Origin of the sequence: Aquitalea magnusonii, assembly GCF_002217795.2 — a bacterium.
Taxonomy (GTDB): domain Bacteria; phylum Pseudomonadota; class Gammaproteobacteria; order Burkholderiales; family Chromobacteriaceae; genus Aquitalea; species Aquitalea magnusonii_B.
In genome coordinates, this window is sequence record NZ_AP018823.1 from 2,324,964 (window position 1) to 2,350,007 (window position 25,044).

Annotated in this window: 20 protein-coding genes, 1 pseudogene and 1 riboswitch; of the genes and pseudogenes, 13 read left to right on the plus strand and 8 right to left on the minus strand. The window is 62.6% G+C overall.

The window, feature by feature from the left end; translation table 11 throughout:
- Positions 1-38: 38 nt before the first annotated feature.
- Complete coding sequence (locus tag DLM_RS11110; RefSeq protein WP_089086305.1) at positions 39-455, plus strand: LexA family protein; 417 nt, start codon at positions 39-41, stop codon at positions 453-455.
- Entirely contained in the window at positions 452-1,714 is a 1,263-nt protein-coding gene (locus tag DLM_RS11115) for a Y-family DNA polymerase (RefSeq protein ID WP_089086304.1), read from the plus strand. The genes DLM_RS11110 and DLM_RS11115 overlap by 4 nt, the downstream gene beginning before the upstream one ends.
- Before the next feature lie 182 nt (positions 1,715-1,896).
- Here DLM_RS11115 and DLM_RS11120 read toward each other — a convergent pair whose 3' ends face one another.
- The 4 genes and pseudogenes from DLM_RS11120 to DLM_RS23860 all read right to left on the minus strand — a co-directional run.
- Positions 1,897-2,472 (minus strand): NAD(P)H-dependent oxidoreductase, encoded by a 576-nt coding sequence (locus DLM_RS11120; RefSeq protein ID WP_089086303.1) that lies wholly within the window; start codon positions 2,470-2,472, stop codon positions 1,897-1,899.
- Positions 2,473-2,540: 68 nt separating this feature from the next.
- Positions 2,541-3,092, minus strand: a complete 552-nt coding sequence (locus tag DLM_RS11125; protein WP_089086302.1) for a Crp/Fnr family transcriptional regulator — start codon at positions 3,090-3,092, stop codon at positions 2,541-2,543.
- 319 nt (positions 3,093-3,411) lie between these two features.
- Positions 3,412-3,708, minus strand: a complete 297-nt coding sequence (locus DLM_RS11130) for a hypothetical protein (RefSeq protein WP_089086301.1) — start codon at positions 3,706-3,708, stop codon at positions 3,412-3,414.
- 267 nt (positions 3,709-3,975) lie between these two features.
- Positions 3,976-5,064, minus strand: a pseudogene (locus DLM_RS23860) (methyl-accepting chemotaxis protein); the annotation flags it as partial.
- A gap of 228 nt (positions 5,065-5,292) precedes the next feature.
- Between DLM_RS23860 and DLM_RS23670 the strand changes: the two are divergent.
- From DLM_RS23670 to arsB, 3 genes are read left to right on the plus strand one after another with little or no spacing between them, the layout of a single operon-like run.
- Entirely contained in the window at positions 5,293-5,862 is a 570-nt protein-coding gene (locus DLM_RS23670) for an ArsR/SmtB family transcription factor (RefSeq protein ID WP_231960151.1), read from the plus strand.
- Positions 5,859-6,272 carry an arsenate reductase ArsC gene (locus DLM_RS11145; RefSeq protein WP_089086298.1) on the plus strand — a complete coding sequence of 138 codons (414 nt, stop codon included), beginning with the start codon at positions 5,859-5,861 and terminating at the stop codon, positions 6,270-6,272. Before DLM_RS23670 ends, DLM_RS11145 begins: the two co-directional genes overlap by 4 nt.
- Before the next feature lie 60 nt (positions 6,273-6,332).
- Positions 6,333-7,358, plus strand: a complete 1,026-nt coding sequence (gene arsB, locus DLM_RS11150; protein WP_089086297.1) for an ACR3 family arsenite efflux transporter — start codon at positions 6,333-6,335, stop codon at positions 7,356-7,358.
- Between the two features lie 131 nt (positions 7,359-7,489).
- Here arsB and DLM_RS11155 read toward each other — a convergent pair whose 3' ends face one another.
- From DLM_RS11155 to DLM_RS11165, 3 genes are all read right to left on the minus strand, one after another.
- On the minus strand, positions 7,490-8,161 hold the full coding sequence (locus tag DLM_RS11155) for a DUF1028 domain-containing protein (protein ID WP_089086296.1): 672 nt from the start codon (positions 8,159-8,161) through the stop codon (positions 7,490-7,492).
- Entirely contained in the window at positions 8,158-8,580 is a 423-nt protein-coding gene (locus DLM_RS11160; protein WP_045848302.1) for a RidA family protein, read from the minus strand. Before DLM_RS11160 ends, DLM_RS11155 begins: the two co-directional genes overlap by 4 nt.
- A gap of 213 nt (positions 8,581-8,793) precedes the next feature.
- A complete protein-coding gene (locus tag DLM_RS11165; RefSeq protein WP_231960152.1) occupies positions 8,794-10,089 on the minus strand; it encodes a flavin-containing monooxygenase in 1,296 nt (431 codons plus the stop codon).
- Positions 10,090-10,537: 448 nt separating this feature from the next.
- Here DLM_RS11165 and DLM_RS11170 point away from each other — a divergent pair, with 448 nt between their 5' ends.
- Positions 10,538-11,041 carry a molybdopterin-dependent oxidoreductase gene (locus DLM_RS11170; RefSeq protein WP_089086294.1) on the plus strand — a complete coding sequence of 168 codons (504 nt, stop codon included), beginning with the start codon at positions 10,538-10,540 and terminating at the stop codon, positions 11,039-11,041.
- A 20-nt stretch (positions 11,042-11,061) separates the two neighbouring features.
- Complete coding sequence (locus tag DLM_RS11175) at positions 11,062-13,692, plus strand: response regulator (RefSeq protein ID WP_089086293.1); 2,631 nt, start codon at positions 11,062-11,064, stop codon at positions 13,690-13,692.
- Between the two features lie 14 nt (positions 13,693-13,706).
- Here DLM_RS11175 and DLM_RS11180 read toward each other — a convergent pair whose 3' ends face one another.
- The gene (locus DLM_RS11180) at positions 13,707-15,170 is read right to left on the minus strand and encodes a cobyric acid synthase (RefSeq protein ID WP_089086292.1); all 1,464 of its coding nucleotides are present in this window, start codon (positions 15,168-15,170) and stop codon (positions 13,707-13,709) included.
- A 112-nt stretch (positions 15,171-15,282) separates the two neighbouring features.
- Here DLM_RS11180 and cbiB point away from each other — a divergent pair, with 112 nt between their 5' ends.
- The 6 genes from cbiB to DLM_RS11210 all read left to right on the plus strand — a co-directional run bounded on the left by cbiB (position 15,283) and on the right by DLM_RS11210 (position 25,036).
- Positions 15,283-16,224, plus strand: a complete 942-nt coding sequence (cbiB, locus tag DLM_RS11185) for an adenosylcobinamide-phosphate synthase CbiB (RefSeq protein WP_089086291.1) — start codon at positions 15,283-15,285, stop codon at positions 16,222-16,224.
- Positions 16,217-17,203 (plus strand): threonine-phosphate decarboxylase CobD, encoded by a 987-nt coding sequence (gene cobD / locus DLM_RS11190; RefSeq protein WP_089086290.1) that lies wholly within the window; start codon positions 16,217-16,219, stop codon positions 17,201-17,203. The genes cbiB and cobD overlap by 8 nt, the downstream gene beginning before the upstream one ends.
- A gap of 43 nt (positions 17,204-17,246) precedes the next feature.
- Positions 17,247-17,426: riboswitch (cobalamin riboswitch) on the plus strand.
- A gap of 99 nt (positions 17,427-17,525) precedes the next feature.
- A complete protein-coding gene (locus DLM_RS11195) occupies positions 17,526-18,581 on the plus strand; it encodes a HoxN/HupN/NixA family nickel/cobalt transporter (RefSeq protein ID WP_089086289.1) in 1,056 nt (351 codons plus the stop codon).
- A gap of 16 nt (positions 18,582-18,597) precedes the next feature.
- Positions 18,598-18,927, plus strand: coding sequence for a (2Fe-2S) ferredoxin domain-containing protein (locus DLM_RS11200; protein WP_089086288.1), 330 nt, complete (start codon positions 18,598-18,600; stop codon positions 18,925-18,927).
- Positions 18,924-23,093 carry a cobaltochelatase subunit CobN gene (locus tag DLM_RS11205; protein ID WP_089086287.1) on the plus strand — a complete coding sequence of 1,390 codons (4,170 nt, stop codon included), beginning with the start codon at positions 18,924-18,926 and terminating at the stop codon, positions 23,091-23,093. Before DLM_RS11200 ends, DLM_RS11205 begins: the two co-directional genes overlap by 4 nt.
- The gene (locus DLM_RS11210) at positions 23,090-25,036 is read left to right on the plus strand and encodes a putative cobaltochelatase (protein ID WP_089086286.1); all 1,947 of its coding nucleotides are present in this window, start codon (positions 23,090-23,092) and stop codon (positions 25,034-25,036) included. The genes DLM_RS11205 and DLM_RS11210 overlap by 4 nt, the downstream gene beginning before the upstream one ends.
- The last annotated feature ends 8 nt before the right edge of the window (positions 25,037-25,044 follow it).

Consider the following 25,044-nt stretch of genomic DNA (forward strand, 5'->3'; position numbering starts at 1 on the left):
ATATTTGATTTTGTACATAATCATATCGAGCAGTAGCCATGCACTACCCCATCCCCTTGTCCCGCTCCAGCCCGCTACGCATTCCCCTGATGGCCGACAGCGTGCGCGCCGGTTTCCCCAGCCCGGCCGACGATTACGTGCAGGACAATATCAACCTCAACACCCTGCTGGTGGATGACCCGGACTGTACCTTTCTGATGATGGCCAGCAACGATGCCATCCACGGTATTTTCAAGGGCGACTATGTGCTGATCGACAAGGCGCGCACGCCAGTCCATGGCAATGTGGTGGTGGCCGCGCATGAAGACGGCTTTGTGCTGCGCCGCCTGCACAAGCAGCAAGGCCTGCTGGCACTATTGGCCGATGCGCCCGGCTATCCGATGATTCCGGCGGAAGGCGATTACACCTTGCAGATATGGGGGGTGGTGATTGCCGTGGTGCGGCGGCTGGTATGAGCACTTTTGCGCTGGTGGATGGCAACAGCTTTTACGCCAGTTGCGAGCGGGTGTTCCGCCCGGACCTCCTTGGCCGCCCCATCATTGTGCTATCCAATAACGATGGCTGCGTGGTGGCCCGCTCGGCCGAGGCCAAGGCGCTGGGCATTCCCGCCTTCCTGCCCTTCTACCAGGTGCAACAGTTATGCCACAAGCACCGCGTAGCAGTGTTTTCCAGCAACTATGCGCTGTACGGCGACATGTCACGCCGCATGATGAATGTGCTGTCGCGCTTTGCCCCGCAGCAGGAAATCTACAGCATCGACGAATGCTTTCTCGATGTAACAGGCATCCCGGACCTGGACAGCCATGGCCACCGCATCCGCCAGGCGGTGTGGCAGGGACTGGGCATTCCCACCTGCGTGGGCATGGGCAGCAGCAAGACGCTGGCCAAGCTGGCCAACCACGTGGCCAAGAAGCGGCCGGAGTGGAACGGTGTGTTTGAATGGGACTGGCTGACCCCGCGCGAGGCCGACCGGCTGCTGGCCGAATTTGCGGTGGGTGAAGTGTGGGGGATTGGCCGGCGCATTGCCCACAAGCTGACGCAGATGAACATCCACAGCGCCTTGGACCTGAAACAGGCCGACCCGCGCCACATCAAGCGCAAGTTCAATGTCGTGATGGAACGCACGGTGGCGGAGCTCAACGGCGCGCCCTGCCTGGCGCTGGAAGATGTGGCCCCGGCCAAACAGCAAATCATCTCCAGCCGCAGCTTCAGCCGCCTGGTACGCAACCTGCCCGCGCTGTCAGCCAGCATCAGCCACCACGTGGCCCGCGCCGCCGAAAAGCTGCGCGCCCAGGGCTGCGTGGCCGGGCTGCTTGGCGTCAGCATCCGCACCAACCCGTTTCGCGAGCTGGGCCAGTACCACGGCTACACCTGTGTGCCGCTGATCCACCCCAGCGCCGACACCCTGCTGCTCAACCACGCTGCCCAGGCCGCGCTGCGCGCCATCTGGCGACCCGAGTTCAGCTACCACAAGGCCGGCATCATCCTGATGGACATCGGCACACCAGCCATCCAGCAGCGCGACCTGTTCAGCCCCCTGCCCGACCCCAAGCGCGCCAAACTGATGGCCGCCATCGACAAACTCAACCGGAACTTTGGCAGTGGCACGGTAAAACTGGGGGCAGAAGGACTGAGCGAGGACTGGCGCATGCGGCAGGACAAGAAATCGCCCTGCTACACCACGCGGGTGGATGAGGTGGCGCGGGTGAAATAAAAGAACGCAGCCTGGTACAAGCAGCGCCCTGATTGATTCAAACAGCACCGGAGCAATCATCCGTGACTGGCCATCCAGCTGAGCAAGCGCCGCAACAACTTGAGGACAAGGTTCTTAGAAGACCTGTCCCCGCAGGCTCATCATGCAACACGCTGCTGCCTACGCCGGATACACGCAAGACGTTAAGCAAACCTGGACGCCACCTGTTTCAACCAGCGTTGACGTTTTTCATCCGAAACATGGCTGACTGGCGACAGAGCCACCCACTCCACTTTTTGGACACCGCATTTGCGCAGGGTGCCCCGTGCCAGCGCGCGTTGCACTGCGTCTCCAAATAGCCAGCGGTATGCCCATTTGGGCGTGTTCATCGTGGTCACGATGACTGCCCGCTGAATGTGTCCCAGATTTCCTTTGACACCCAGTTTCGATGGCTGGTAAGCCCAGCCCTTGGTAAACACCTTGTCAAGAAAGCCTTTTAGCAGGGCCGGCATTACTTCCCACCAGATCGGGAAGATGAATACCAACTGCTGCGCAGCAGCAATACGGGCTTGATAGGCCGACACGGCGGGATCGGCAGTTTGACCCTTTGCATAAACGGCAAGATCAGCGCCACGCATGATGGGATCAAACTCCTCCTGGTCCAGGTGTAGTCGGTCAACCGAATGTCCGGCCTGTTCGAGCGTCAGCACCACTCGCTCGAACAAGGCATGACAATAACTCTTAGCATAGGGGTGTGACAGGATGACCAAGGTATGCATGCTTGCTCCAATGTGTTTGTGATGGGGCCATCATGCAACTTAGGTTTCATGGGGGCATTAACAAATGTTCAGCGCGCAGGCGACCCCGACTCACTTTTCAGTTTGCGCCGGATTCGACTCAGGTGTACTGCACTCACCCCCAGATACGCTGCCAGAATGTGAAGTGGAATGCGCTCCAGTTGCTGTTGGTGTGTGGCCTGCAAAGCCAGATAGCGCTGGGTAGGTGAATCGGCGATGGCGCTTGTGTAAAGATTGACGTAGTGAATTAATCGTCGCTGCGTTAACGCGTGCAGCTCTGCTTGAAGCTGGGTATCTGACTGAGCCCGCTGCATCAGCTCGGATGCATCCAGCACCCGCAAGTCGCAGGCCTCCATGCTAAGCAAGTATTGGCTGCTGGGATTGCCTGTCAGCAAGCTTTCCAAGGAGGCAACAACGTCTCCCTCGAAAAAGAATTGGGTACTCGTTTCGCGACCAGCCGGGTCAATAATACAGAGACGCAAACATCCCTTTTCGATCAAATAGAGCCGTTGCGCCACTTCGCCGGCACGCAATAGAAACTGGCGGGCTTCAACTTGACGGCTTATTCCTAGTTGCAGGAAGCAGTTGTAGAGAGATTTCATTGACGATCACGATGCATTGTCGATGGCACATGCCCTGCGGCGAGGGCAGCGTTTGCGGTCAGGCCCAACGATAGGCGAGGACATGTCAAAAAATCACCAGCAAGGCCGACTCAAGCACACATCCTCAACACCTGGCGCGAGCAGCTCACCCATTCACGGCAGAGTGCGGACAGATAGCTGCAGCCCAGTTTGCCTGGCTGGAGTGCTGCCGCTTACGGCGCAAGTCGTATCGTGATATATGCCCGGCCACTGCGTGGTGACAGGCCGCAGCAAGGCGCTGCGGATCAAACACAGCAATTGGAATGAGGGGTTTGTACCATCAATCCAGTACCGCAGTACTGATAGTCCATAAATCATGTGGCGCATCGGCAGGCAGGAAGGGATTGTTGACCGGGCGGAAATGGGCAAACTGATACTTGAGATAAGCAGCTATCTTGCCTTCCATGTTTTCCAGCTCAAAACGCACTCCGTCTTCAATCACATCATGTTCAATCCGGATAAAGACGGTATAGCGTCGGCCGGCGTGCTCAGCCTCACCGGCAGCAGGCCAGGATACATTGAACAGCCAGGAACGATGGCCATTGCCATAGCCGATCAGGCTGGCATCTGGCGGCATGTGCTTTGCAATCACATTTGCAATCGTTTTATACATAATAATGTGCTGTTTAGATATTTTTTGTTAATTATTAGCATTATGCCATTGCACTGTCAAAACCATCGCTACAGCCTGTCCGGTATGCTGTCTGATATGAAAAACCCCGCCTGACGCGGGGTTTTTCATATGCGGGACATGGCGTGACTACTGCACGCCTTTGTCCAGGACCATCTGCTGGATGGCGGTGACGACCGAGTCCGCCCCCTGGCGGATCTGGTTGATGACATCACCCACCTTGTTGACCTGCCCGACACTGCCTTCCACCAGCTTCTTGATCTGATCCATATTGTTTACCGCGGTACCGGTCTGGCTCTGGATGGCGCTGACCATGCCGGATATCTCTGACGTGGACAGCGAGGTTCTCTCGGCCAGCTTGCGCACCTCATCGGCCACCACGGCAAAGCCACGGCCGGTTTCTCCGGCGCGCGCCGCCTCGATGGCGGCATTCAAGGCCAGCAAATTGGTTTGATCGGCAATGTCCTTGATGGTCTGCACAATGGTACCAATCTGCTGCGAGTGCTGCCCCAGCGACTGGACGCTTTGTGCCGCGGTGGAAATCTCGTTAGCCATGTTTTCAATATTGGCCACGCTGTCGGAGATATTGTTCACACCCTCTTCCGCCCATTGCCGGGTTTGCTGTGAGGTATTGAAGGCAAACAGCGCGCTGTCGCGCTCCTGCTTCTGGGCAATCACGTTTGCCGTGATGTCGGTGGCAAACTTGATGACGGAAATCACTTTGCCGGCATCGTCAAATACCGGGTTATAACTGGCCTCCAGCCAGCGCTCGGAACCATCCCTGGCAATGCGCTTGATCTGCCCGGAAAAAAACTGTCCGCTGCGTAGCTGATCCCACAACTGGGTGTATTCGCGGCTTTGGGCAAATTCTGGTGCGCACAATCTGCGGTGGCTTTGGCCTATCAATTCCGACTCCTGATAGCCCATGGTCTGCAGGAAGTTATGATTGACCGCCGTAATCACCCCATCCACGGTGAACTCGATACTGGCCATCACCCGGTTAACCGACTCCAGCACCGCCTTGTTGCGCGCAGCCTCTTCCACCCGCCGGGTGATGTCGGTGGCAAACTTGATGAAGCCAATCACCTTTCCCGCCTTGTCTTTCACCGGGTTGTAGGTTGCCTCCAGCCATATCCTCTCGCCAGAACTGCGCACCCGCTTTACCCGCCCGATATAAGGCTTGCCGGCGCGCAAGGAATTCCAGAACTCCTGATAATCACGCGATGCGACATAGTCCGGATCGCAGAAAGCACGGTGATTCATGCCCAGCAAGCTGGATGCGCCATAGCCCATTACCTGTTGAAACAGGGAGTTGGAATCCGTCACATTGGCGTTCAAGTCAAAGCTCACGCTGGCCATGGACAGGCTGATGGCCTCCAGCACGGCCTGTTGTTGTTCTAGCGCAGCATCCTGGCTGGCAATTTTTGCATGCAGTTTCTTATTGAACATACACATCCCCGATCGAAATACTGACAACGTTTTAGATAAGCTGGGCGGCATTATCGGCAACCATCCAGGACAAGATGATGAATGCCGATGGCGATCTGGTGTTTTTGTTGCTGCGTAATGACAGGCAATAGCGCTCATCATTGCATAAGCACAATCACTACTGTCTGTGTGATAGCAGTATTTCTTACCCACTACCATACTACTGCAATAATAGATTTACGCTTTTTGCCACCAGCCGCCCATCACCTTGACCACCAACATTATTTCCATAATAATGGAAATATGGAAACAATAACTGCCGCCGAACTTCTTGCCGCGCTTGGGCATGAGTCTCGTCTTGCCATTTTTCGTCTGCTGGTAGAAGCCGGACCGCAGGGCATCACCGCCTCTGCCATTGGAGAACAGCTAGGCATTCCCAATGCCACGCTGTCTTTTCACCTGTCCCATCTCAGTCGTGTCGGCCTGATCAAAGGTGAGCGTGAAAGCCGCTTCATCCGCTATTGCGCCGCATACCACATGATGGACCAGCTCATCGCCTTCCTGACGCGCAATTGCTGCCAGGGTCAGCCCTGCCTGCCGATGGCTGCCGCCTGCGGCGGGTCCGGGCACTGCCCCGCGCCCCATGCAGATACTCCGGAGCTGAAATCATGAGCGCACCCAAAACCGTGCTGGTGCTGTGTACCGGCAATGCCTGCCGCTCCCAGATGGCTGAGGCCATCCTCAACCACGCACTGCCAGGCCTGGTACAGGCCATTTCCGCCGGCACCCAGCCTCAGCCCAAGGTGGCAGATGGTGCCATCCAGGCCTTGCAACTGGCCGGCCTGCCCACCGCAGGCCTGCACCCGAAGTCGGTGGAAGAAGTGATGCATCAGGACATTGATCTGGTGGTCAGCGTCTGCGACAACGCCAGGGAAAGCTGCCCGGTGTTTCCGCGCCCGGTGCCGCGCATTCATGTGGGCTTTCACGACCCGCATGGCGAGCCGCTGGAAAGCTTTGTCGCCGTATATGAAGACATCCGCGCCCGGCTGGTGCCGGCGGTGCGCGCCGCACTTGGCCAGTAAGGAGCCGCCATGTCAAACCGCCAATGCAATGCCACCGGCACAAGCGGCAGCGCAGCGCCAATGGGTCTCTTCGAACGTTTGCTATCGGTCTGGGTCCTGCTGTGCATTGTGGCCGGCATCGCGGCCGGCCAGCTTGCTCCGTCCTGGTTCCAGGCCATCGGCCATCTGGAGCTGGCACGGGTAAACCTGCCTGTCGGCCTGCTGATCTGGGTCATGATCATTCCCATGCTGGTGAAGGTGGACTTTGCCGCCCTGCACGAAGTGCGTCAGCATGTACGCGGCATTGCCGTCACCCTGTTCGTCAACTGGCTGGTCAAGCCTTTTTCCATGGCTTTTCTGGGCTGGCTGTTCGTGCGTAATCTGTTTGCCCCCATGCTGCCAGCCGAGCAACTGGATAGCTATATTGCCGGCTTGATCCTGCTGGCTGCCGCACCGTGTACCGCCATGGTGTTTGTCTGGAGCCGGCTGTCCAATGGCGACCCGCTGTTCACCCTGTCTCAGGTGGCGGTCAACGACAGCATCATGGTGTTTGCCTTTGCGCCCATCGTGGCCTTCCTGCTGGGCATCTCGTCCATCACCGTGCCTTGGGATACGCTGCTCACCTCGGTGCTGCTCTACATCGTCATCCCGGTTATGCTGGCCCAACTATGGCGCAAGCGACTGCTAGGCCAGGGGCAGGCCGTCTTTGCCGCCGCCATGGCCAAGACCGGCCCGTGGTCGATCACGGCACTATTGGCTACGCTGGTGCTGCTGTTCGGCTTTCAGGGGGAGGCCATCCTCAGGCAGCCACTGGTGATTGCGCTGCTGGCGCTGCCCATTCTGATCCAGGTGTTTTTCAACGCCGCACTGGCTTACTGGCTGAACCGGGCGGTGGGCGAAAAACACAATATCGCCTGCCCCTCCGCCCTGATCGGTGCTTCCAATTTCTTTGAGCTGGCCGTGGCCGCCGCCATCAGCCTGTTCGGCTTCGAATCCGGTGCCGCGCTGGCCACGGTTGTCGGTGTGCTGATCGAAGTCCCGGTGATGCTGCTGGTGGTCAAAGTGGTCAATGCGACCAAGGGCTGGTACGAAGCGCCGCGTCGCTGAATAAAGATCAGCCAGCGGCATGGGCCTGGTTCTGCCCGGAGGCCAGGCCCCACCGCCACCCGCTCGTCATGGCGTAGCCACTGCCAAGCCAGATCCATGCGGATCTGGCTTGTGCGTTTAAGGCGGCAAGGCTACAGCCCCGGCACCCCATAGCCAGGGGCTTGTTCTGGCGCTTCGGCACGGGTGATGTAATCCTGCATTTGCGGCTGATAGCGCTGCCAAAGCTGCTGCAGTTCAGCCACCGGTTCGCCATCGCTCCAGTCCACCCGCAGGTCCACCACCGGCCAGCTCTGCGTCGATACCAGCTTGATTCCGGTAGCGTGAATCGGCCCGACCTCCCCCCCCGCCGCCACCGCGGCCTGCATGGCGGTGAGCAGGCGCTCGGCCAGATGGCCGCGACTCTCCTCGAAAGCCTGCACCATGCGCGCCGGCAGGCGGGCATCGGCCAGGATATTGCCACCGGCAGCGCAGTGTTCGCCCTGCGCCGTGGCAAACACCCCCAGCGCATGCTGACCGCTGAAGGTGGCAATCTCCCCTTGCGCCGGCACCAGCAGCAACTGACGCCAGGCCAGATGCGGGTCAGCACCGGCCAATGCCGCCAGCAGCTCGCCAGCACGCTGGCCTTGGGCCATCAAGGCCAGCGCCCTGGGACCCAGGGCCGGGTTGGTGACATTCTGGCTCATCACCGCGCCCACCCCGGCTGCCACATGGCAGCAGCGGCTGGCCACGGCAATGCTGGATGAGGCCGCCGCCACCCCCAGCATGCCGGTTTGCGGACAACGTGCGGCAATGGAAAAGGTCATGGCTGATAGCCTTCCGGAATCACCGCGGTGATGTCGATTTCCACCAGCCATTCAGGCCGTGCCAGAGCAGAAATCACCAGCCCGGTGGACACCGGATACACGCCCTTGAGCCAGCGCCCCACCACCTGATACACCGCCTCGCGATAGCGGGTATCCACCAGGTAGATGACGATCTTGCACACGTGATCCAGATGGCTGCCGGACTCCTCCAGCAGCATCTTCACATTGGCCATGGCTTTTTCCGCCTGGGCGGTGACATCGCCGATGCCAACCGACTCGCGGGTATCCAGGTCCTGACCGATCTGGCCGCGCAGGAACACCATATTGCCGGCCACCACCGCCTGGCACAGGTCGTTATCCAGCTTTTGTTCCGGGTAGGTATCGCGGGTATTGAACGGACGAATGCGTTTGTGAACCATGTTTCACCTCATTGCTGTGTGTGGGGCGACGGTCTTGCCGCTGCCGCGGATTATTGACAACCCCCATCTCGCCTGCTGGAAAGAAAGCGAGTCGATCTTTTCAATTGCCAGGGCAAGAGCGGGGGGATTGGGAACAGATGGCAAGGCTGCGGAATCAATCAGTTAGTCGGAAGGCCCGGCTTCGCCGGGTCCTTTCAAATCGAATCAAATCACTTAGTCAGCAGCCTGACAAACCGTTTCACGCACCGGCGCTGCGGTGGCTGGGGTACTGGCGTGATAGGCCTGGTATTTGCGCTGGGTGGCAATGTGGTCGGCAATGAACTTGGCGTCATGCCATACCCCCCAGATAAAGCTGGAGCCACGCCGCGACAGCCAGGGCAGGCCCAGGAAATACACGCCCGGTTCGCTGGAGATGCCACGCTGATGACTGGGTTTGCCCTTTTCATCAAAGGCATTCACTTGCAGCCAGCAGTAATCCACGGCAAAACCGGTGGCCCAGATCACGGTGCTGACACCGCTGGCAGCCAGGTCCAGCGACAGGATGGGTTGCCGCACGCAGGCCGGGTCCGGCGGCAGTTGCCGCGCTTGCGGCTCTGGCGGCAGCTCCAGCCCGTTCTGCGCAATATAGGCATCGGCAGCGTCCAGCAGCCCCAGGTAGTTTTCATCGCCGCGGGCAATGTTTTCCGCCAGGTCCGGCTGGAACTGCATCACACCGTTTTCGCAAGAGCGGGTCATGCCCAGCAAGGTGATGCCCTGCTCGGCCAGCCGGCGAAAATCCACGGTATGTCCGCCACGTGCGCCGCTCACCGCAATGGTGACGTGCTCACGCCCCGGCTTCACTTTCTGGGCATCCCACTCCCCCAGCACCCCCAGCCACCAGCAGAAGTCCCGCTCGCGGTAGCGGCGCGGCGGCCTGTCGTGCGGGCCGACCGACAAATACACCTGACGGCCTGCGCGCTGCAGCTCGTCGGCAATCTGCACCCCGGACGAGCCCGAACCCACCACCAGTACCGCACCGGGCGGCAGTTGCTGCGGGTTGCGGTATGCGGCCGAGTGCATTTGCGTCACCGGGCTGTCAGCCGGAATGAGTTGCGGAATCAGCGGCTGCTGGAAGGGGCCGGTGGCAGCCACCACCCGATTGGCCTCGAAGACACCAGCCGAAGTGGTCACGGTAAAGCCAGGGCGTCCGTCATTGCGCACCACCTTGAGCACTTCCACCCCGGTGCGGATGGGGGCGTGGAATTTGCGGGCATAGGCTTCCAGATAGTCCGCCACCCGTTCCTTGCCGGCAAAGGCATCCGGCGCGACATCATCAAAATCCAGGCCGGGAAAGCGGTCGTGCCAGGCCGGGCCGTTGCACACCAGCGAATCCCAGCGTTCCGAGCGCCAGCGCTCGGCAATGCGTTGGCGCTCCAGCACCAGATGCGGCACATCCAGCTTGCTCAGGTGTTCGCTCAGGGCAATGCCGGCCTGGCCCGCGCCAATCACCAGCGTATCGGTTTTTTCCATCACCATTTCACTTCCTTCCCTGTATAAGGCCCCGAACACCGCAAACGCGGGTGGCATGGGGTTGTGCCGCTTACAGCCAGGCCGCAAGCCGCATCAGCACGCCGCTCAACCATGGCGGCGAGGCACTGACGATTGCAGTCTATGGAAGGGTTCTGAATACCGAAAATATTTAAAATCTGTTTGCTGGATAGCTTTAAGTTATGCAAAAACGGTGACAGCACAGCATGGGCAAGCTGGAGGACACCGCCAGGCAAAGGGTGGCAGACGACGGCAAGGCCGCTGTGCCTGCGCGCAATCGCAGCGCTGCGGCAAATCATGGCCGTGTACCGCCTCAAATGACTGCTTCATCAGGCATGGATTTTTCACCGGCAGCTTGTAGAATGCTGCTCAACAACAGACTTCCCGCCTTTTCCTGCACTTGCTGCTTCACTCAACCAAGGAAACCCTCATGCCTCTTACCCGTCACGCCCTGCTGCTGAGCGCCCTGCTGGCACTGCATGCCGGCTCTGCCCTGGCGCTGGAAAAACCTGCCACCCACCCCATCGTCACCATTACCGGGCAGATCACCGAAAAGAACAGCGGGGCCGACGCACAATTCGATAGCGCCATGCTGGACAAGCTGCCACAGGTAAAAATGACCGTAGCCACCCCCTGGTACAAGCAGGAACAAACCTTTGAAGGCCCGCTGTTCCGCGATGTGCTCAAGGCGGCAGGCAGCAAGGGCAGCAAGCTGTACGTGGTGGCACTGAATGACTATGCGGCTGAAATTCCCTTGGCCGATCTGGAAAAATACGATGTCATCCTGGCCCGCAAGATCAATGGCAAGGTGCTGACCGTGCGCGACAAGGGCCCGCTGTTCGTGATGTATCCCTTTGACAAGAAACCCGAACTGCGCACCAAGGAAATCTACTCCCGCTGCGTATGGCAGGTTAACCGCATCCGCGTCGAATAAACCCTTAACGGAAGCCTTCAGTGTCTTGGTTCTCACGGCAAACACGCATCAGTAGCCAGCTTTGGCTGCTGGGCATCCTGATGGTGGCCGCCCTGCTGGTGGTCGGCATGCTATACCAGCGCCAACAGGCGGAAATGAAGCGTTTTGCCGAGCAAGGGCAGGACAATGTGGTGTGGGTCTACTCCCAGCTTGGCATCGATTACTACCGCACCCTGGGTGCGGCCAAGCTGGCAGAAAGCCGTGGCAACAGCAGCGACCTGGACGAGCTGCAGTTGCGCTACAACATCCTGGTATCGCGCATCAATCTGCTGCAGGAATACCGCTATGCCTCGCTGTTTCACAACAGCGGGTGGTATCAGCAGCAGATCGGCCCGCTGGGCAGCCTGATTACCCAGACCGACCGGCAGCTGAATGCCGGTGACGGCTATTTTGACCGCGCCCAGGCCCAGGCCTTGCTCAAGCGGCTGGACAGCGTGGCCGACAATGTGCGCGAGCTGACCGTGGGTGCCAACAGCCGGCTAACCGATGCCGCCAACGCCAGCAACCAGAGCCTGCAGGACATCAACTCCATGGTGGCCATCACCGCCGCCTTGCTGATGCTGGTGGCCGTGCTGATAGCCGCCCTGGCCTGGCGCAACCTGTCCCACAGTGAAAAACGGCGCGAAGAAGCCGAGGCACTCAGCCGCAAGCTGGACCGCGCGCTGGATCTGGCCGAAGCCGCCAATGTGGCCAAGGGTGCCTTCCTGGCCAATATGAGCCATGAAATCCGCACCCCGATGAACGGCATCATCGGCATGACCGAACTGACACTGGATACCGAGCTGACCACCGAGCAGCGCGAATACCTGGAAATCGTCAAATCCTCCGCCGATTCGCTGCTGATCATCATCAACGACATCCTGGACTTCTCCAAGATCGATGCCGGCAAGATGGTGCTGGAAGAACTGCCCTTCTCCTTGCGCAGCCTGGTCAGCCAGACGGTCTACCCCTTTGCGCGCAAGGCCGAGGAGCGCAATCTGGAAGTCATCTGCCAGATTGCGCCCGAACTGCCGGACCGCTTTATCTGCGACCCCTCCCGCCTGCGCCAGGTGCTGAACAATCTGCTGGGCAATGCGGTGAAATTCACCAAAGAAGGCGAGATCCTGCTGGACATCCGCGGCCAGCAGCAGACAGACCGGCGCTACCTGATGACCTTTACCGTGCGGGACACCGGCATTGGCATCGCGCCGGAAAAGCAGCGCGTCATCTTTGATGCCTTCGCCCAGGCCGACAACAGCACCACCCGCCGCTATGGCGGCACCGGGCTGGGCCTGTCCATCACCCAGAAACTGGTTGCCCTGCTAGGCGGTGATATCCGCGTGACCAGCACCCCGCAACAAGGCTCGGAATTCGTCTTCAGCATTCCGCTGCAACTGAGCGAGGAGCAGGCAGCGGCCAGCCAGCCGTCCGAACTGGCCGGACTGGAAGTGCTGGTATGCGACGACAACCCGACCAACCGCAGTTGGCTGGCGGCGCTGCTGAAAAACTGGAATATGGTGGCCACCCTCAGTGCCGACGGTTTCGAGGCCCTGGCGCTGCTGCAGGCGCGCAGCTTCGACCTGATCCTGCTGGATGGCCACATGCCGGGCATGTCCGGCTTCGAGGTGGCGCGCCAGTTGCAACAACAAGGCTGCCAGGCCGACATCATCATGCTCACCTCCTCCGGCGAGCGTGGCGATGGCCGCCGCTGCCAGGAGCTGGGCATAGGCGGCTATCTGACCAAACCAGTACCGCAGGAAGAACTGCTGGCCACCATCTGCCAGTTGCGCGGCATGACGGCCAGCAGCGCAGCGGACAGCCTGCAGCCCAGCACCGGCGGCTACGACAGCAAGCAACAGTTGAATGTGCTGCTGGTGGAAGACAACGAGGTCAACCAGAAGCTGGCGCTGGCCATTCTGACGCGGCGCGGCTGCCTGGCCAGCGTGGCGGCAGATGGCGCACAGGCACTGCAACTGCTGGCGGCGCAAAAATTCGACCTGGTGTTGATGGACATGCAGATGCCGGTGATGGACGGCCTGGAAGCCACCCGCGCGCTACGCCAGCGCGAGGCCGCGCAGCAACTGCCGCGCCTGCCGGTGATTGCCATGACCGCCAATGCGATGACCGGCGACCGGGAACGCTGCCTGGCAGCCGGCATGGATGGCTATGTCAGCAAGCCGGTGGATGCGCAGCGTCTGTTTGAAGAAATCGAACGGGTGCTCAGCGGTGAAAGCACCCTGCCGCAGCACACGGCCCCACAGAGCGAGGCCGTCACCGGCTGTCAGCTGGATTATCAGAAAACCCTGGAAAACTGTGACGGTGATGCAGCGTTTGTGCTCGCCCTGCTGCAAACCTTTATCCGCGATGCCCAGTTGCGGCTGGAAAAACTGCAGCAGGCCATCAGCCAGCAGCGCATGAACGACAGCGCCATGTTTGCCCATGCGCTGCGCGGGGCGGCGCTGTCGATTGGCGCGGCGCCGTTTGCCGCCTTGTGCTACCGCATTGAGTCCGCCGCCCAGCAGCAGGCAGCGACCGAACTGGAGCAATTGCTGCCCCAGTTGCTGGATTGCCATCAGGCGCTGCTGGAGGAAATCCAGCCGTACCTGCCGCCGCAAGACGCCAGCGCCGACTGATCAGGCCAGACCCTTCAAGGCAGCCAGCGCGCCAGCGGTGTCAGGTCCAGATGCTGCTGCAGCATGTCGGCCAGCCGTTCGATATGCGCTTCGCGGATGGCCGGGTAATCCAGCGGCTGCGGCGCAGCCAGTCCGGCCCATTGCAACAGCGCAGCCAGACTTTCCGGCTGATCGAACACCCCGTGCAGATAGGTGGCCAGAATCTGGCCATCGGCGCTGATGGCCCCGTCGCAGCGGCCATCCTCCAGCCGCACCGCGGGCTGCGCCAGTGCCGCGCCAGTGCTCACCCCCATGTGGATTTCATAACCGCTCACTGCTGCCGCACCCAGCGTCAAGTGGCCGTTCACCCGCGTCAGCTGCTTGTGCGTGGCCAGCGTGGTTTCCATCTCCAGCCAGCCCAGGCCCGCACTGCTGCCCGCCTCGCCTTCCAGCCCCAGCGGGTCGTGCAACTGCTGGCCCAGCATTTGCAAACCGCCACAAATGCCAATCAGCTTGCCGCCATAGCGCAGATGGCGGGCAATGGCCGCCTCCCAGCCAGCGGCGCGCAAGCTGGCCAGATCGGCCCGCACGCTCTTGCTGCCAGGCAGGATGATCAGGTCCGCCGCGGGCAAGGGCTGGCCGGGCTTGACCAGCAACAGCTCCACTTGCGGATGCAGGCGCAGCGGGTCGAAATCGGTGTGATTACTGATGCGCGGCAATACCGGCACCACCACGCGCAGCGTTTGCTGCGGCGCATGTTCGCCTTGCGGGCGATTGAGCGCCAGACTGTCTTCCGCCTCGATATGCAGGCCGTTGAGATAGGGCAGCACGCCCAGCACCGGCTTGCCGGTGCGCTGCTCCACCCACTCCACGCCGGACTGCAGCAGCGCCGGGTCGCCACGGAAGCGGTTGATCACCAGCCCCACCACCCGCGCGCGTTCGCTGTCGGACAGCAATTCCAGCGTACCCACCAGGTGGGCAAACACCCCGCCACGCTCGATATCGGCCACCAGCACCACCGGGCAATCCACCGCCTCGGCAAAGCCCATATTGGCGATGTCCCCCTCGCGCAGATTGATTTCCGCCGGGCTGCCCGCCCCTTCCACCACGATGCACTGGTATTGCGCTGCCAGCCGGGCGTGCGATTGCAACACCGACTGCATCGCCACCGGCTTGTAGGCGTGGTAGGACACCGCGTCGATATTGCCTACCGCCCGCCCCTGGATGATGAGCTGGGAACCGGTATTGCTATTGGGCTTGAGCAGCACCGGGTTCATGTCGGTATGCGGCTCCACGCCGCAGGCCAGCGCCTGCACTGCTTGCGAGCGGCCAATCTCGCCGCCATCCACCGTTACCGCGCTGTTGAGCGCCATGTTCTGCGGCTTGAACGGGGCCACACGCAGCCCGCGCCGCGCCAGCAAACGGCAAAAGCCGGTGGCGAAAGTGCTCTTGCCGGCATCCGAAGTGGTGCCCTGAATCATGATGGTTTTGGCAGTCATGCTATTCTCCGGCGCGCATTTTTTCGGGAAGCCCCCTAGAATGTCGCTCTTCAACGCTTGGGCAGCCGGATCGGCCGCTGCCCTGAAGCCGGCGATTATATAGGCGAGTGACGTGATTTCTGCTGTTTTTCTGTTATTGGCCGTGCTGCTGGACCGCCTGTTGGGCGAGCCGCGGCGCTGGCATCCGCTGGTGGGCTATGGCTATCTGGTGCGCCAGGTGGAGCATGCACTTTACCCGGCCACACCCCAGGCCGAGCCGGTATGGCGCATGCGCTTGCGCGGCGTGCTGGGCATCGCCCTGTTGCTGTTGCCGCCAACGCTGCTGGCCTGGTGGCTGGCAGGCTTGCCCTGGCTGGGCCAGTTGGCCTCGGTGCTGCTGCTGTATCTGGCCATTGGCGCGCAAAGCCTGCGTGAGCATGCGCAGGCGGTGCTGGATGCGCTGCGCGCTGGCGACCTGCCACTGGCCCGCTACAAGGTAGCGATGATCGTCAGCCGCAACACCAGCGAACTGGACGAAACCGCGGTGGCGCGCGCCACCATCGAATCGGTGCTGGAAAACGGCAGCGATGCCATTTTTGCCGCCGTGTTCTGGTTTCTGCTGCTGGGCGCGCCCGGCGTGGTGCTATACCGCGCCGCCAATACCCTGGACGCGATGTGGGGCTACCGCAATCAACGCTTTTTGCACTTTGGCTGGGCTGCCGCCCGCTTTGACGATGTGCTCAACCTGATTCCCGCCCGCCTCACCGCGCTGACTTACATCCTGCTGGGCCACACCCGTCAGGGCTGGCAATGCTGGCGCGCCCAGGCACCCACCTGGTACAGCCCCAATGCCGGGCCGGTGATGGCGGCCGGTGCCGGTGCGCTGGGTGTGCTGCTGGGCGGCGCGGCCAGCTATCACGGCAAACTGAAACAACGCCCCACCCTGGGCCTGCAACGCCCGCCGGTGGCCGAGGACATCGCCCGCGCCATCGCACTGGTACAGCGCAGCCTGTGGCTGTGGGTGGCACTGGCCTTGCTGGCTGGTTTGCTGAACTGGAGCTTTACTCATGCTTGAACACGGTGGTGGCATCCTGCGTGCCGCAGCGCAATACGGCATTGCGGTGGAAAACTGGCTGGACCTGTCCACCGGGCTGAACCCGCAAGGCTGGCCGGTGCCGCCCATCAGCCCGCGTAGCTGGCAGCGCCTGCCCGAACAGGACGACGGCCTGGAACAAGCCGCGGCGGATTACTACGGCAGCCCGCTGCTGCTGCCGGTGGCCGGCTCCCAGCCCGCCATCCAGTTGCTGCCCACGCTGCGCCCGCCCGGCCGGGTGGGCATGCTGCCCTTGTGCTATGCCGAGCACCCCTGGCACTGGGAGCAACACGGCCACACGCTCAGCCGCCATGCGCCGGAAGATATCGACGCCGCCGTCGACACCCTGGACGTGCTGCTACTGTGCCACCCCAACAATCCCACCGGCACCACCTTTGCCCGAGCGCAGTTGGCCGACTGGCGCGCGCGGCTGGCCAGCCGCGGCGGCTGGCTGATACTGGATGAAGCCTTCATGGACGCCACGCCGGAACACAGCCTGCTGGATGAAGTGGGCCTGCCGGGACTGATCGTGCTGCGCTCGGTGGGCAAGTTCTTTGGCCTGGCTGGCGCGCGGGTGGGCTTTGTATTTGCCTGGCCGGCCCTGCTGCAACAACTGGCCGAGGCCATCGGGCCGTGGAGCATCAACGGCCCGGCGCGTGAAGTGGTGAAACTGGCCTTGCAGGACCACGCCTGGCAGCAAGCGATGCGCGGGCAACTGGCCCGCGACCGCCAGCGTTTGCAGCAGCTACTGCAAGACCACGGCCTGACTCCGGCAGGCGGCAGCAATCTGTTCCAGTGGCTGCACGGGGCGTACTGCCCGGCCTTGTTCGACTTTCTGGCCCGGCGCGGCATCCTGGTGCGCCGCTTTGCCGACGGCCCCAGCCTGCGCCTTGGCCTGCCACCCGACGAAGCGGGCTGGCAACGGCTGGAAGCCGCGCTGTCGCAATGGGAAAAGCCTTGAAAATCAGCGGGAAGAATTCCCATTTGCTGCGTTGTCACGTATCATGCGCGCTTCAAATGACGGTGCCCCGCCAGGGGTGAAACGGGAATGCGGTGAGACACCGCAGCTGCCCCCGCAACTGTAAGCGACGAGTCTGCATCATCATGCCACCGGCCCAACCGGGAAGGCGATGTCGGGTAAAGAAGCGCGAGCCAGGAGACCGGCCGTCATACGTGTCGACGCAGGCTGAATCCGGGCGGGGTGTACCGGGGGAATGCACAATGCCGCCCTGCTTGGCGGACAGTGCCCTCGCTTGCGGCGACGTATCGTCTCCGAGGGCAGCATGCAAGCAAAACCGCATTCATCATCTTTAGCCGGCGCACAGCGTTCCCGTCACTTATGGGTACTGTTGCCGCTGCTGGCTGCCAATCTGCTGGCCTGGGGCTGGGCGCTCAGCGCCTTTGCCGACCACCCGGCCCGACTGGGCACCGCCCTGCTGGCCTACCTGCTGGGCTTGCGCCACGCGGTGGATGCCGACCACATCGCCGCCATCGACAACACCGTGCGCAAGCTGATGCAGGAAAACCAGCGCCCGCTGTGCGTGGGCTTTTTCTTTTCCATCGGCCATTCCCTGCTGGTGATTGCCGCGGTGGCCGCCGTGGTGTTTGCCACCCGCGCCTTGCAAGACAGCATCAACGGCTTCCGTGAAATCGGCGGGGCCATCAGCACCGGCATTTCCGCCTTTTTCCTGCTGGCGCTGGCGGCAATGAACCTGTCCGCGCTGCACGGCATCTGGCACAGCTTCCGCCGCGCCCGCGCCGGCGAAGCCGTGTGTGACGAGCAACTCAACATCCTACTGGGTAACCGCGGCCTGCTGTCGCGCCTGCTGCGGCCCTTGTTCCGCATGGTGAGCAAAAGCTGGCATATGCTGCCCATCGGCCTGCTGTTTGGCCTGGGGTTTGATACCGCCACCGAAATCGGCCTGTTTGCCATTGCCTCCTCGCAAAGCAGCGACGGCATTCCGCTATGGAACATCATGGTGTACCCGGTGCTGTTTGCCGCCGGCATGGCGCTGGTGGACACGCTGGACAGCATGCTGATGGTGGAGGTGTACGGCTGGGCCTTCATCAACCCCATCCGCAAGCTGTGGTACAACCTCACCATCACCCTGGTGTCGGTGCTGGTGGCGGTATGCATAGGCGGGCTGGAAACCCTGGGCCTGATTGCCGACAAGCTGCAACTGAGCGGCGGTGCCTGGGATGTGGTGGCCATGCTCAACGACAACCTGGCCCACTTCGGTTATTTCGTGGTGGCCTTGTTTGCCCTCACCTGGGCGCTGTCCGCCGCCATCTACAAGTGGAAACGTTTTGACACCCTGCCCGGCCAACAGGCTGGGTGATTGCCGCGAGAACCGCATGCGACTGCATTACAAACACGTGCTGATGTGTACCGGCCCGCGCTGTACCGAAAACGGCCAGCAGGCCGAGGCCATGTTCAAGCAACTGGGTCAGGCGATTGACGCCTGCGACGGCCTGAAGGTGAAACGCACCCGCAGCCATTGTTTTGCCGTGTGCAAGGAAGGCCCCATCATGGTGGTTTACCCGGAGGGCGTGTGGTATCGCAAGGTGGATGCCAGTGCAGTACAGCGCATTGTCAGCGAGCATCTGCAAGGCGGTGCGCCGGTAGAACCGCTGATTTTCCACCGCCTGGGCTCGGGCGACGTCTGCAATGAAAGCACCCCATGACCCAGCACCATCAAGGCGGCATCGTGCTGCTCAGCCATGCCGGCACCGACCTCACCGCACTGGGCCGCGCCCACTGGCCGCAGGATTTCAGCCCGGTATCCGGCATTGCCCTGCAACAGATTACCGATGAACACCAGATGCAGCAGTTGCTGGACGGCCCGCTGGCCAGCGCCCGCATCCTGCTGCTGCGCGTACTGGGCCGGGTGCAGGCCATTGCCGGTTTCGATGCCTTGCGCCAGCAGGCGCTGGCACGGCATCAGGCACTGATCGTGCTGAGCGGCACCGGCGAGCCGGACCCGGAACTGGCCGCGCTCAGCACCGTCCCCCCGGCCATCCAGCAGGATGCCAATGCCTATCTGCAAGCCGGTGGCAGCGGCAATATGACGCAGCTGATGCGTTACCTGTCCGACCGCCTGCTGCTGACCGGCCACGGCTACCTGCCGCCAGCCGCACTGCCGGAACACGGCCTGTATCACCCGGAACTGTCCGACGGCTGCAGCCTGGACGACTGGTGTGAAATTCGCCAGCCCGGCTGGCCCACGGTGGCCATCAGCTTCTACCGCGCCCACTGGCTGAGCGGCAACACCCGCTTCATCGACCTGCTGGTGGACATGCTGGCCGAGCGGCAGATCAACGCGCTGCCGCTGTTTACCTCCTCGCTGCGCAGCCAGGACGACAACGGCCTGCCCGCCGCGCTGCAATGGCTGCGCGACCCACGGGCCGGCCAGCCCTGCGTGCTGATCAACACCACCTCCTTTGCCATGGGCGAAGTGAATGCCGAAGGGGCCACCCAGGCCAGCTGGGCAGTGGAAGCCTTCGAGCAGCTGGACATCCCGGTGCTGCAAGCCATCACCAGCAGCATGACCCAGGCGCAGTGGGAAGCATCCGAACGCGGGCTGAACCCGCTGGACACCGCCATGAATGTGGCGCTGCCGGAATTCGACGGCCGCATCATCGGCGTGCCGGTATCGTTCAAGCCGGAAGACCCGGCCAGCAGCGACTACCAGCCCCTGCCGGACCGCATGCGCCGCCTGGCCGGCATTGCCGCCCGGCTGGCGCGGCTGAAGCACACCCCGGCGGCGGACAAGCGGGTAGCCTTTATTTTTACCAACTCCAACAGCAAGGCCTCGCAAGTGGGCAATGCGGTGGGGCTGGATTCCGCCGCCTCGCTGTATGCGCTGCTACAGGCGATGCAGGCCAATGGCTACCGGATAGGCCCGCTGCCGGAGAGCAGCGACGCGCTGATGCACAGCCTGATCGACCGCGGCTGTTACGACACCGACTACCTGAGCGCCGAGCAACTGCGCAATGCCGTGGCCCGCGTGCCGCTGGCGCGTTACCAGACATGGTTTGCCGAGCTGCCGGCCCCGCTGCAACAGCGCATGCTGGAGCGCTGGGGCCAAGCGCCGGGCAAGGCTTATGTGGATGGCGACCAATTGGTATTTGCCGGCATGGAACTGGGCAATGCCTTTGTCGCGCTGCAACCGCCGCGTGGCTATGGCATGGACCCGGACGCCATCTACCACACGCCGGACCTGCCGCCCACCCATCACTACTACGCGCTGTACTGCTGGCTGCGTGACGAGTGGCAGGCCGATGCCATCGTCCACGTGGGCAAGCACGGCACGCTGGAATGGCTGCCGGGCAAGGGCGTGGGCGTGTCGGAACACTGCTTCCCCGACGCCTTGCTGGGCGACATGCCCATGTTCTACCCCTTCATCCTGAACGATCCGGGTGAAGGCTCGCAGGCCAAGCGTCGCGCCCATTCGGTCATCATCGACCACCTGACCCCGCCGATGACCACCGCCGACACCTACGGCCCGCTGGCCCAGCTCACCCAGTTGGTGGACGAGTACTACCAGGTGGAAATGCTGGACCCGAACAAGCTGCCGCTGTTGCAGCAGCAAATCTGGGACCTGATCAAGGAAGCCAAGCTGGATAGTGATCTGGCCGCCATGCTGGGGCATGACCATCATCACCATGATGCACATGAGCACAGCCATGACCATCACGCGCATGATCACCATGACCACCATCACCATGGCCATGATCATGCTCACCCGCATCCGCCCAAGGCAGCGCCAGCGGGCTATCGCCTGAGCCAGCCAGCCAAAGCCGGGAAAGCGACGCCCGCCAAGGCAGCCGGCATGCAGTTCCGCCCGGTGGCCAAGGGCGCAGCGCACAGCCATGGCGCACATGATCATCACCATCATGACCATGGGCATGACCACCATCACGACCATCATCACCATGAGCACGGCCATGACGGTCATGCGCACGATCACGGCCACGACCATGCCCACGAATGGGATGCCACGCTGAACGCTGACGGCGTGCCGCTGACGCTGGCCAAGATGGAGGGCGTGGACGTAGCCCACCTGATCGAAGACATCGACGGCTATCTGTGCGAACTGGGCGCAGCGCAAATCCGCGACGGCCTGCACATTCTCGGCCAGGCCCCGCAGGGCGAGGCGCTGGTGGACATGCTGTGCGCCCTCACCCGCCTGCCCAATCTGGCCGTACCCAGCCTGCCCGCCAGCGTGGCCGCTGCACTGGGGGTGGACTGGGACGCGCTGCAGGACGACAAGGGCCGCCGCCTGGAAAACGTGCCGGTGGCACTGGAAATGAGCAGCCCGCAGTTGCTGCACACCCGCAGCGATGCCATCGACCACATCAATCAACTGGCCCGCCAGTTGGTGGCCCATATGCTGAGTACGGAGGCGGCTTCGCTTCCCGTAGTCATCGCCACCGTGCTGCCACAGGCTGGCAACAGCCAGGCCCTGCAACAGGTGCTGGCCTATATCCAGTGCGAACTAGTACCCAATCTGGCGCGCACCCACGAGGAAATCGACAATCTGCTGCGTGGTCTGGCCGGTGGCTATGTGCCGGCAGGCCCCAGCGGCGCACCCACCCGTGGCATGGCGCACATTCTGCCCACCGGACGCAATTTCTATTCGGTAGACCCGCGCGGCCTGCCCTCGCAAGCCGCCTGGCAGGTGGGCAGCCAGCTGGCCAATGAAATGCTGGCGCGCCATCGCAAGGAAACCGGCCAGTATCCGGAATCGGTCAGCATCAGCGTGTGGGGCACCAGCGCCATGCGCACCCATGGCGACGATATTGCCGAAATCCTCGCCCTGCTGGGCGTGCGTCCGCGCTGGCAGGCGGAAAGCCGCCGCGTGGCCGGCATCGAGGTGATTCCGCTTTCCGAGCTGGGCCGTCCGCGCATTGACGTCACGGTGCGCATCAGCGGCTTTTTCCGCGATGCCTTCCCGCAGCTGATTGCGCTGGTGGACGACGCGGTGCAGACGGTGGCCATGCTGGACGAAGACCCGGCCGACAACTACCTGCGCAAGCATTATCTGGACGACATGCGCCAGCAGTTGCTGCAAGCCCTGCCCGACCACGCCGCCGAACCGGCGCTGCTGCGCATCTTCGGTGCCAAGCCCGGCAGCTACGGCGCCGGTATTCTGCCGCTGATCAACGAGCAGAACTGGCAGACCGACGCCGACTTCGCCACCGCTTACCTCAACTGGGGCGGCTATGCCTATGGCCGCCACGTACAGGGGGCCGATGCGCGCGACGCGCTGCGCCATCGCCTGTCCGGCGTGGAAGTGGCGCTGCACAATCAGGACAATCGCGAACACGACATCTTCGACAGCGACGACTACCTGCAATACCACGGCGGCATGATTGCCACCATCCGCAGCCTGACCGGCCGCCAGCCGCGTGCCTTCTTTGGCGACAGCCATAATCCGGACCAGCCGCAAGTGCGCGGGCTGAAGGAAGAAGTGCTGCGCGTGTTCCGCTCGCGCGTGGCCAACCCCAAGTGGATTGCCAGCATCCAGCAGCATGGCTACAAGGGCGGGCTGGAACTGACCGCCACCGTGGACTACCTGTTCGGCTACGATGCCACCGCCCATGTGGTGGACGACTGGGTATACGAGGAACTGGCCGCCCGCTACGCGCTGGACCCGGCCATGCAGCAGTTTTTTGCCGACAGCAACCCGTGGGCGCTCAATGCCATCAGCGAACGCCTGCTGGAAGCCGCCCAGCGCCAGTTGTGGCAGCAGCCCAGGCCGGAAACCCTGGCCGCGCTGCAACAACTGCATCTGAATAGCGAAGCCATGCTCGAAGCGCGTGGCGAACATCCGCAAGGCCGCTCATGAAACAGATTTATCCGTTTGCCGCCATCGTCGGTCAGCAACAACTGAAGCAGGCGCTGCTACTGTGCGCGGTGGACCCGAGCATAGGCGGCGTACTGATCCGTGGTGACAAGGGCAGTGCCAAGAGCACCGCCGCACGCGGGCTGGCGGCCATTTTGCCGCCCATCCGCCGCGTGCCGGGCTGTGCCTTCAACTGCGACCCGGCCTCCCCCTTGCCCGAATGCAGCTGCTGTCAGGGCGAACAAGCGGTGGCGGAAGATGCCGCCGTTCCCTTCGTCAATCTGCCGCTGGGTGCCAGCGAAGACCGCGTCCTGGGCAGCCTGGACTTTGAACAGGCGCTCAAGCAGGCTCGCCAGGCTTTCAAGCCCGGCCTGCTGGCCAATGCCCACCGCGGCCTGCTGTACATCGACGAAGTGAACCTGCTGGCCGACCATCTGGTGGACGTGCTGCTGGACGTGGCCGCCATGGGCGTCAACACCGTGCAGCGCGAAGGCCTGTCCATCAGCCACCCGGCGCGCATCACTTTGCTTGGCACCATGAACCAGGAAGAAGGCGAGCTGCGCCCGCAACTGCTGGACCGTTTCGGCCTGATGGTGGACGTAAGCGCCCCGCGCGATGCCGCCATCCGCAGCGAGGTGGTACGCCGCCGTCTGGCTTTCGAAGCCGACCCGCAGGCTTTTGCCGCCCGCTGGCAGGCCGAGGGCAGCGCGCTGCAGGAGCAGATTCGCCAGGCCCAGGCCATGCTGGCCAGCGTCACGGTAAGTGAGCACCTGTTCGACTTCATCAGCCAGCTGTGCTGCGAGTTTGAAGTGGCCAGCCTGCGCGCCGACATCGTGCTGCACAAGGCAGCCCGCGCACTGGCCGCGCTGGATGCGCGGGTACAGGTCAGCGCTGAAGACATCCGCACTGCCGCCATGCTGGTGCTGCCGCACCGCCGCCGCCGCAAGCCTTTCGAGCAAAGCGGGCTGGATCAGGACAAGCTGGATGAGCTGACGCAGCAAGCGCAAAATCCACCGCCGCCCGCCAGCCCAGCCGATGACACCGCCGCTACAGAACAACAGCCGGGCGAGCAGCAAGACACGTCCGCAGACGACGAGCAGGACCAGCAGTCACCAGCAGACAGCGGCAGCGAACAGGTGTTTGCCGCCCGCGCGCCGCAGGACATCGGCACCATCCGCCTGGCCAGCCACCGCAGCGATAGCGAGGCCAGCGGCCGCCGCAGCACGGTGCTGAATGCACGGCGGGGCCACAGCGTGCGCGCCGTGCCCAATGCCCAACCGCAGGCACTGGCACTGGACGCCACCCTGCGCCATGCCATCCAGCGCAATCCGGCGGAATTTGCTGTCACCCGCGCCGACCTGCACGACAAGGTGCGTACGGCAAAACAGGGCAACCTGATTGTGCTGGTGGTGGACGCCTCCGGCTCCATGGCCGCCCAGCAGCGCATGGAACAGGTAAAGGGCACCGTGCTCAGCCTGTTGCAGGACGCCTACCAGCGCCGCGACCAGATTGCCGTCATCGCCTTCCGTGGCCGTCAGGCCGAGCTGGTGCTGCCCCCCACCCGTCAGGTGGAACAAGCCGAACAGGCGCTGCACGCGCTGCCCACCGGAGGCCGCACCCCGCTGCCGCATGCGCTGCAACTGGCCGCCACCACGCTGGGCCGCCAGGGCGCACAGGGCCTGTCGCCGCTATTGGTAGTGCTGAGCGACGGCCGCGCCAATGTGGCGCTGGGCGAAGACCATGCCGACCCGTGGCAGCAAAGCCTGCAACTGGCGGGCGAGCTGGCCGACGCCGCCATTCCGGCGCTGGTGCTGGATACCGAACAAGCTTATGTGAAGCTGGGCCGCGCCCGCGAGCTGGCCCAGGCCATGCGGGCGGAATACCTGCCATGCGAGCAGCTGTCCAGCGAACAACTCACCATCACGATTCAGGCGCGACTGGGCTGATGCCGTCG

Bases quoted from the DNA above. Each gene is read 5' to 3' on its own strand.
- DLM_RS11110 (WP_089086305.1), top strand. From the start codon at position 39: ATGCACTACCCCATCCCCTTGTCCCGCTCCAGCCCGCTACGCATTCCC.
- DLM_RS11115 (WP_089086304.1), top strand. From the start codon at position 452: ATGAGCACTTTTGCGCTGGTGGATGGCAACAGCTTTTACGCCAGTTGC.
- DLM_RS11120 (WP_089086303.1), bottom strand. From the start codon at position 2,472: ATGCATACCTTGGTCATCCTGTCACACCCCTATGCTAAGAGTTATTGT.
- DLM_RS11125 (WP_089086302.1), bottom strand. From the start codon at position 3,092: ATGAAATCTCTCTACAACTGCTTCCTGCAACTAGGAATAAGCCGTCAA.
- DLM_RS11130 (WP_089086301.1), bottom strand. From the start codon at position 3,708: ATGCCGCCAGATGCCAGCCTGATCGGCTATGGCAATGGCCATCGTTCC.
- DLM_RS23670 (WP_231960151.1), top strand. From the start codon at position 5,293: ATGCCGATGGCGATCTGGTGTTTTTGTTGCTGCGTAATGACAGGCAAT.
- DLM_RS11145 (WP_089086298.1), top strand. From the start codon at position 5,859: ATGAGCGCACCCAAAACCGTGCTGGTGCTGTGTACCGGCAATGCCTGC.
- arsB (WP_089086297.1), top strand. From the start codon at position 6,333: ATGGGTCTCTTCGAACGTTTGCTATCGGTCTGGGTCCTGCTGTGCATT.
- DLM_RS11155 (WP_089086296.1), bottom strand. From the start codon at position 8,161: ATGACCTTTTCCATTGCCGCACGTTGTCCGCAAACCGGCATGCTGGGG.
- DLM_RS11160 (WP_045848302.1), bottom strand. From the start codon at position 8,580: ATGGTTCACAAACGCATTCGTCCGTTCAATACCCGCGATACCTACCCG.
- DLM_RS11165 (WP_231960152.1), bottom strand. From the start codon at position 10,089: ATGGAAAAAACCGATACGCTGGTGATTGGCGCGGGCCAGGCCGGCATT.
- DLM_RS11170 (WP_089086294.1), top strand. From the start codon at position 10,538: ATGCCTCTTACCCGTCACGCCCTGCTGCTGAGCGCCCTGCTGGCACTG.
- DLM_RS11180 (WP_089086292.1), bottom strand. From the start codon at position 15,170: ATGACTGCCAAAACCATCATGATTCAGGGCACCACTTCGGATGCCGGC.
- cobD (WP_089086290.1), top strand. From the start codon at position 16,217: ATGCTTGAACACGGTGGTGGCATCCTGCGTGCCGCAGCGCAATACGGC.
- DLM_RS11195 (WP_089086289.1), top strand. From the start codon at position 17,526: ATGCAAGCAAAACCGCATTCATCATCTTTAGCCGGCGCACAGCGTTCC.
- DLM_RS11200 (WP_089086288.1), top strand. From the start codon at position 18,598: ATGCGACTGCATTACAAACACGTGCTGATGTGTACCGGCCCGCGCTGT.
- DLM_RS11205 (WP_089086287.1), top strand. From the start codon at position 18,924: ATGACCCAGCACCATCAAGGCGGCATCGTGCTGCTCAGCCATGCCGGC.
- DLM_RS11210 (WP_089086286.1), top strand. From the start codon at position 23,090: ATGAAACAGATTTATCCGTTTGCCGCCATCGTCGGTCAGCAACAACTG.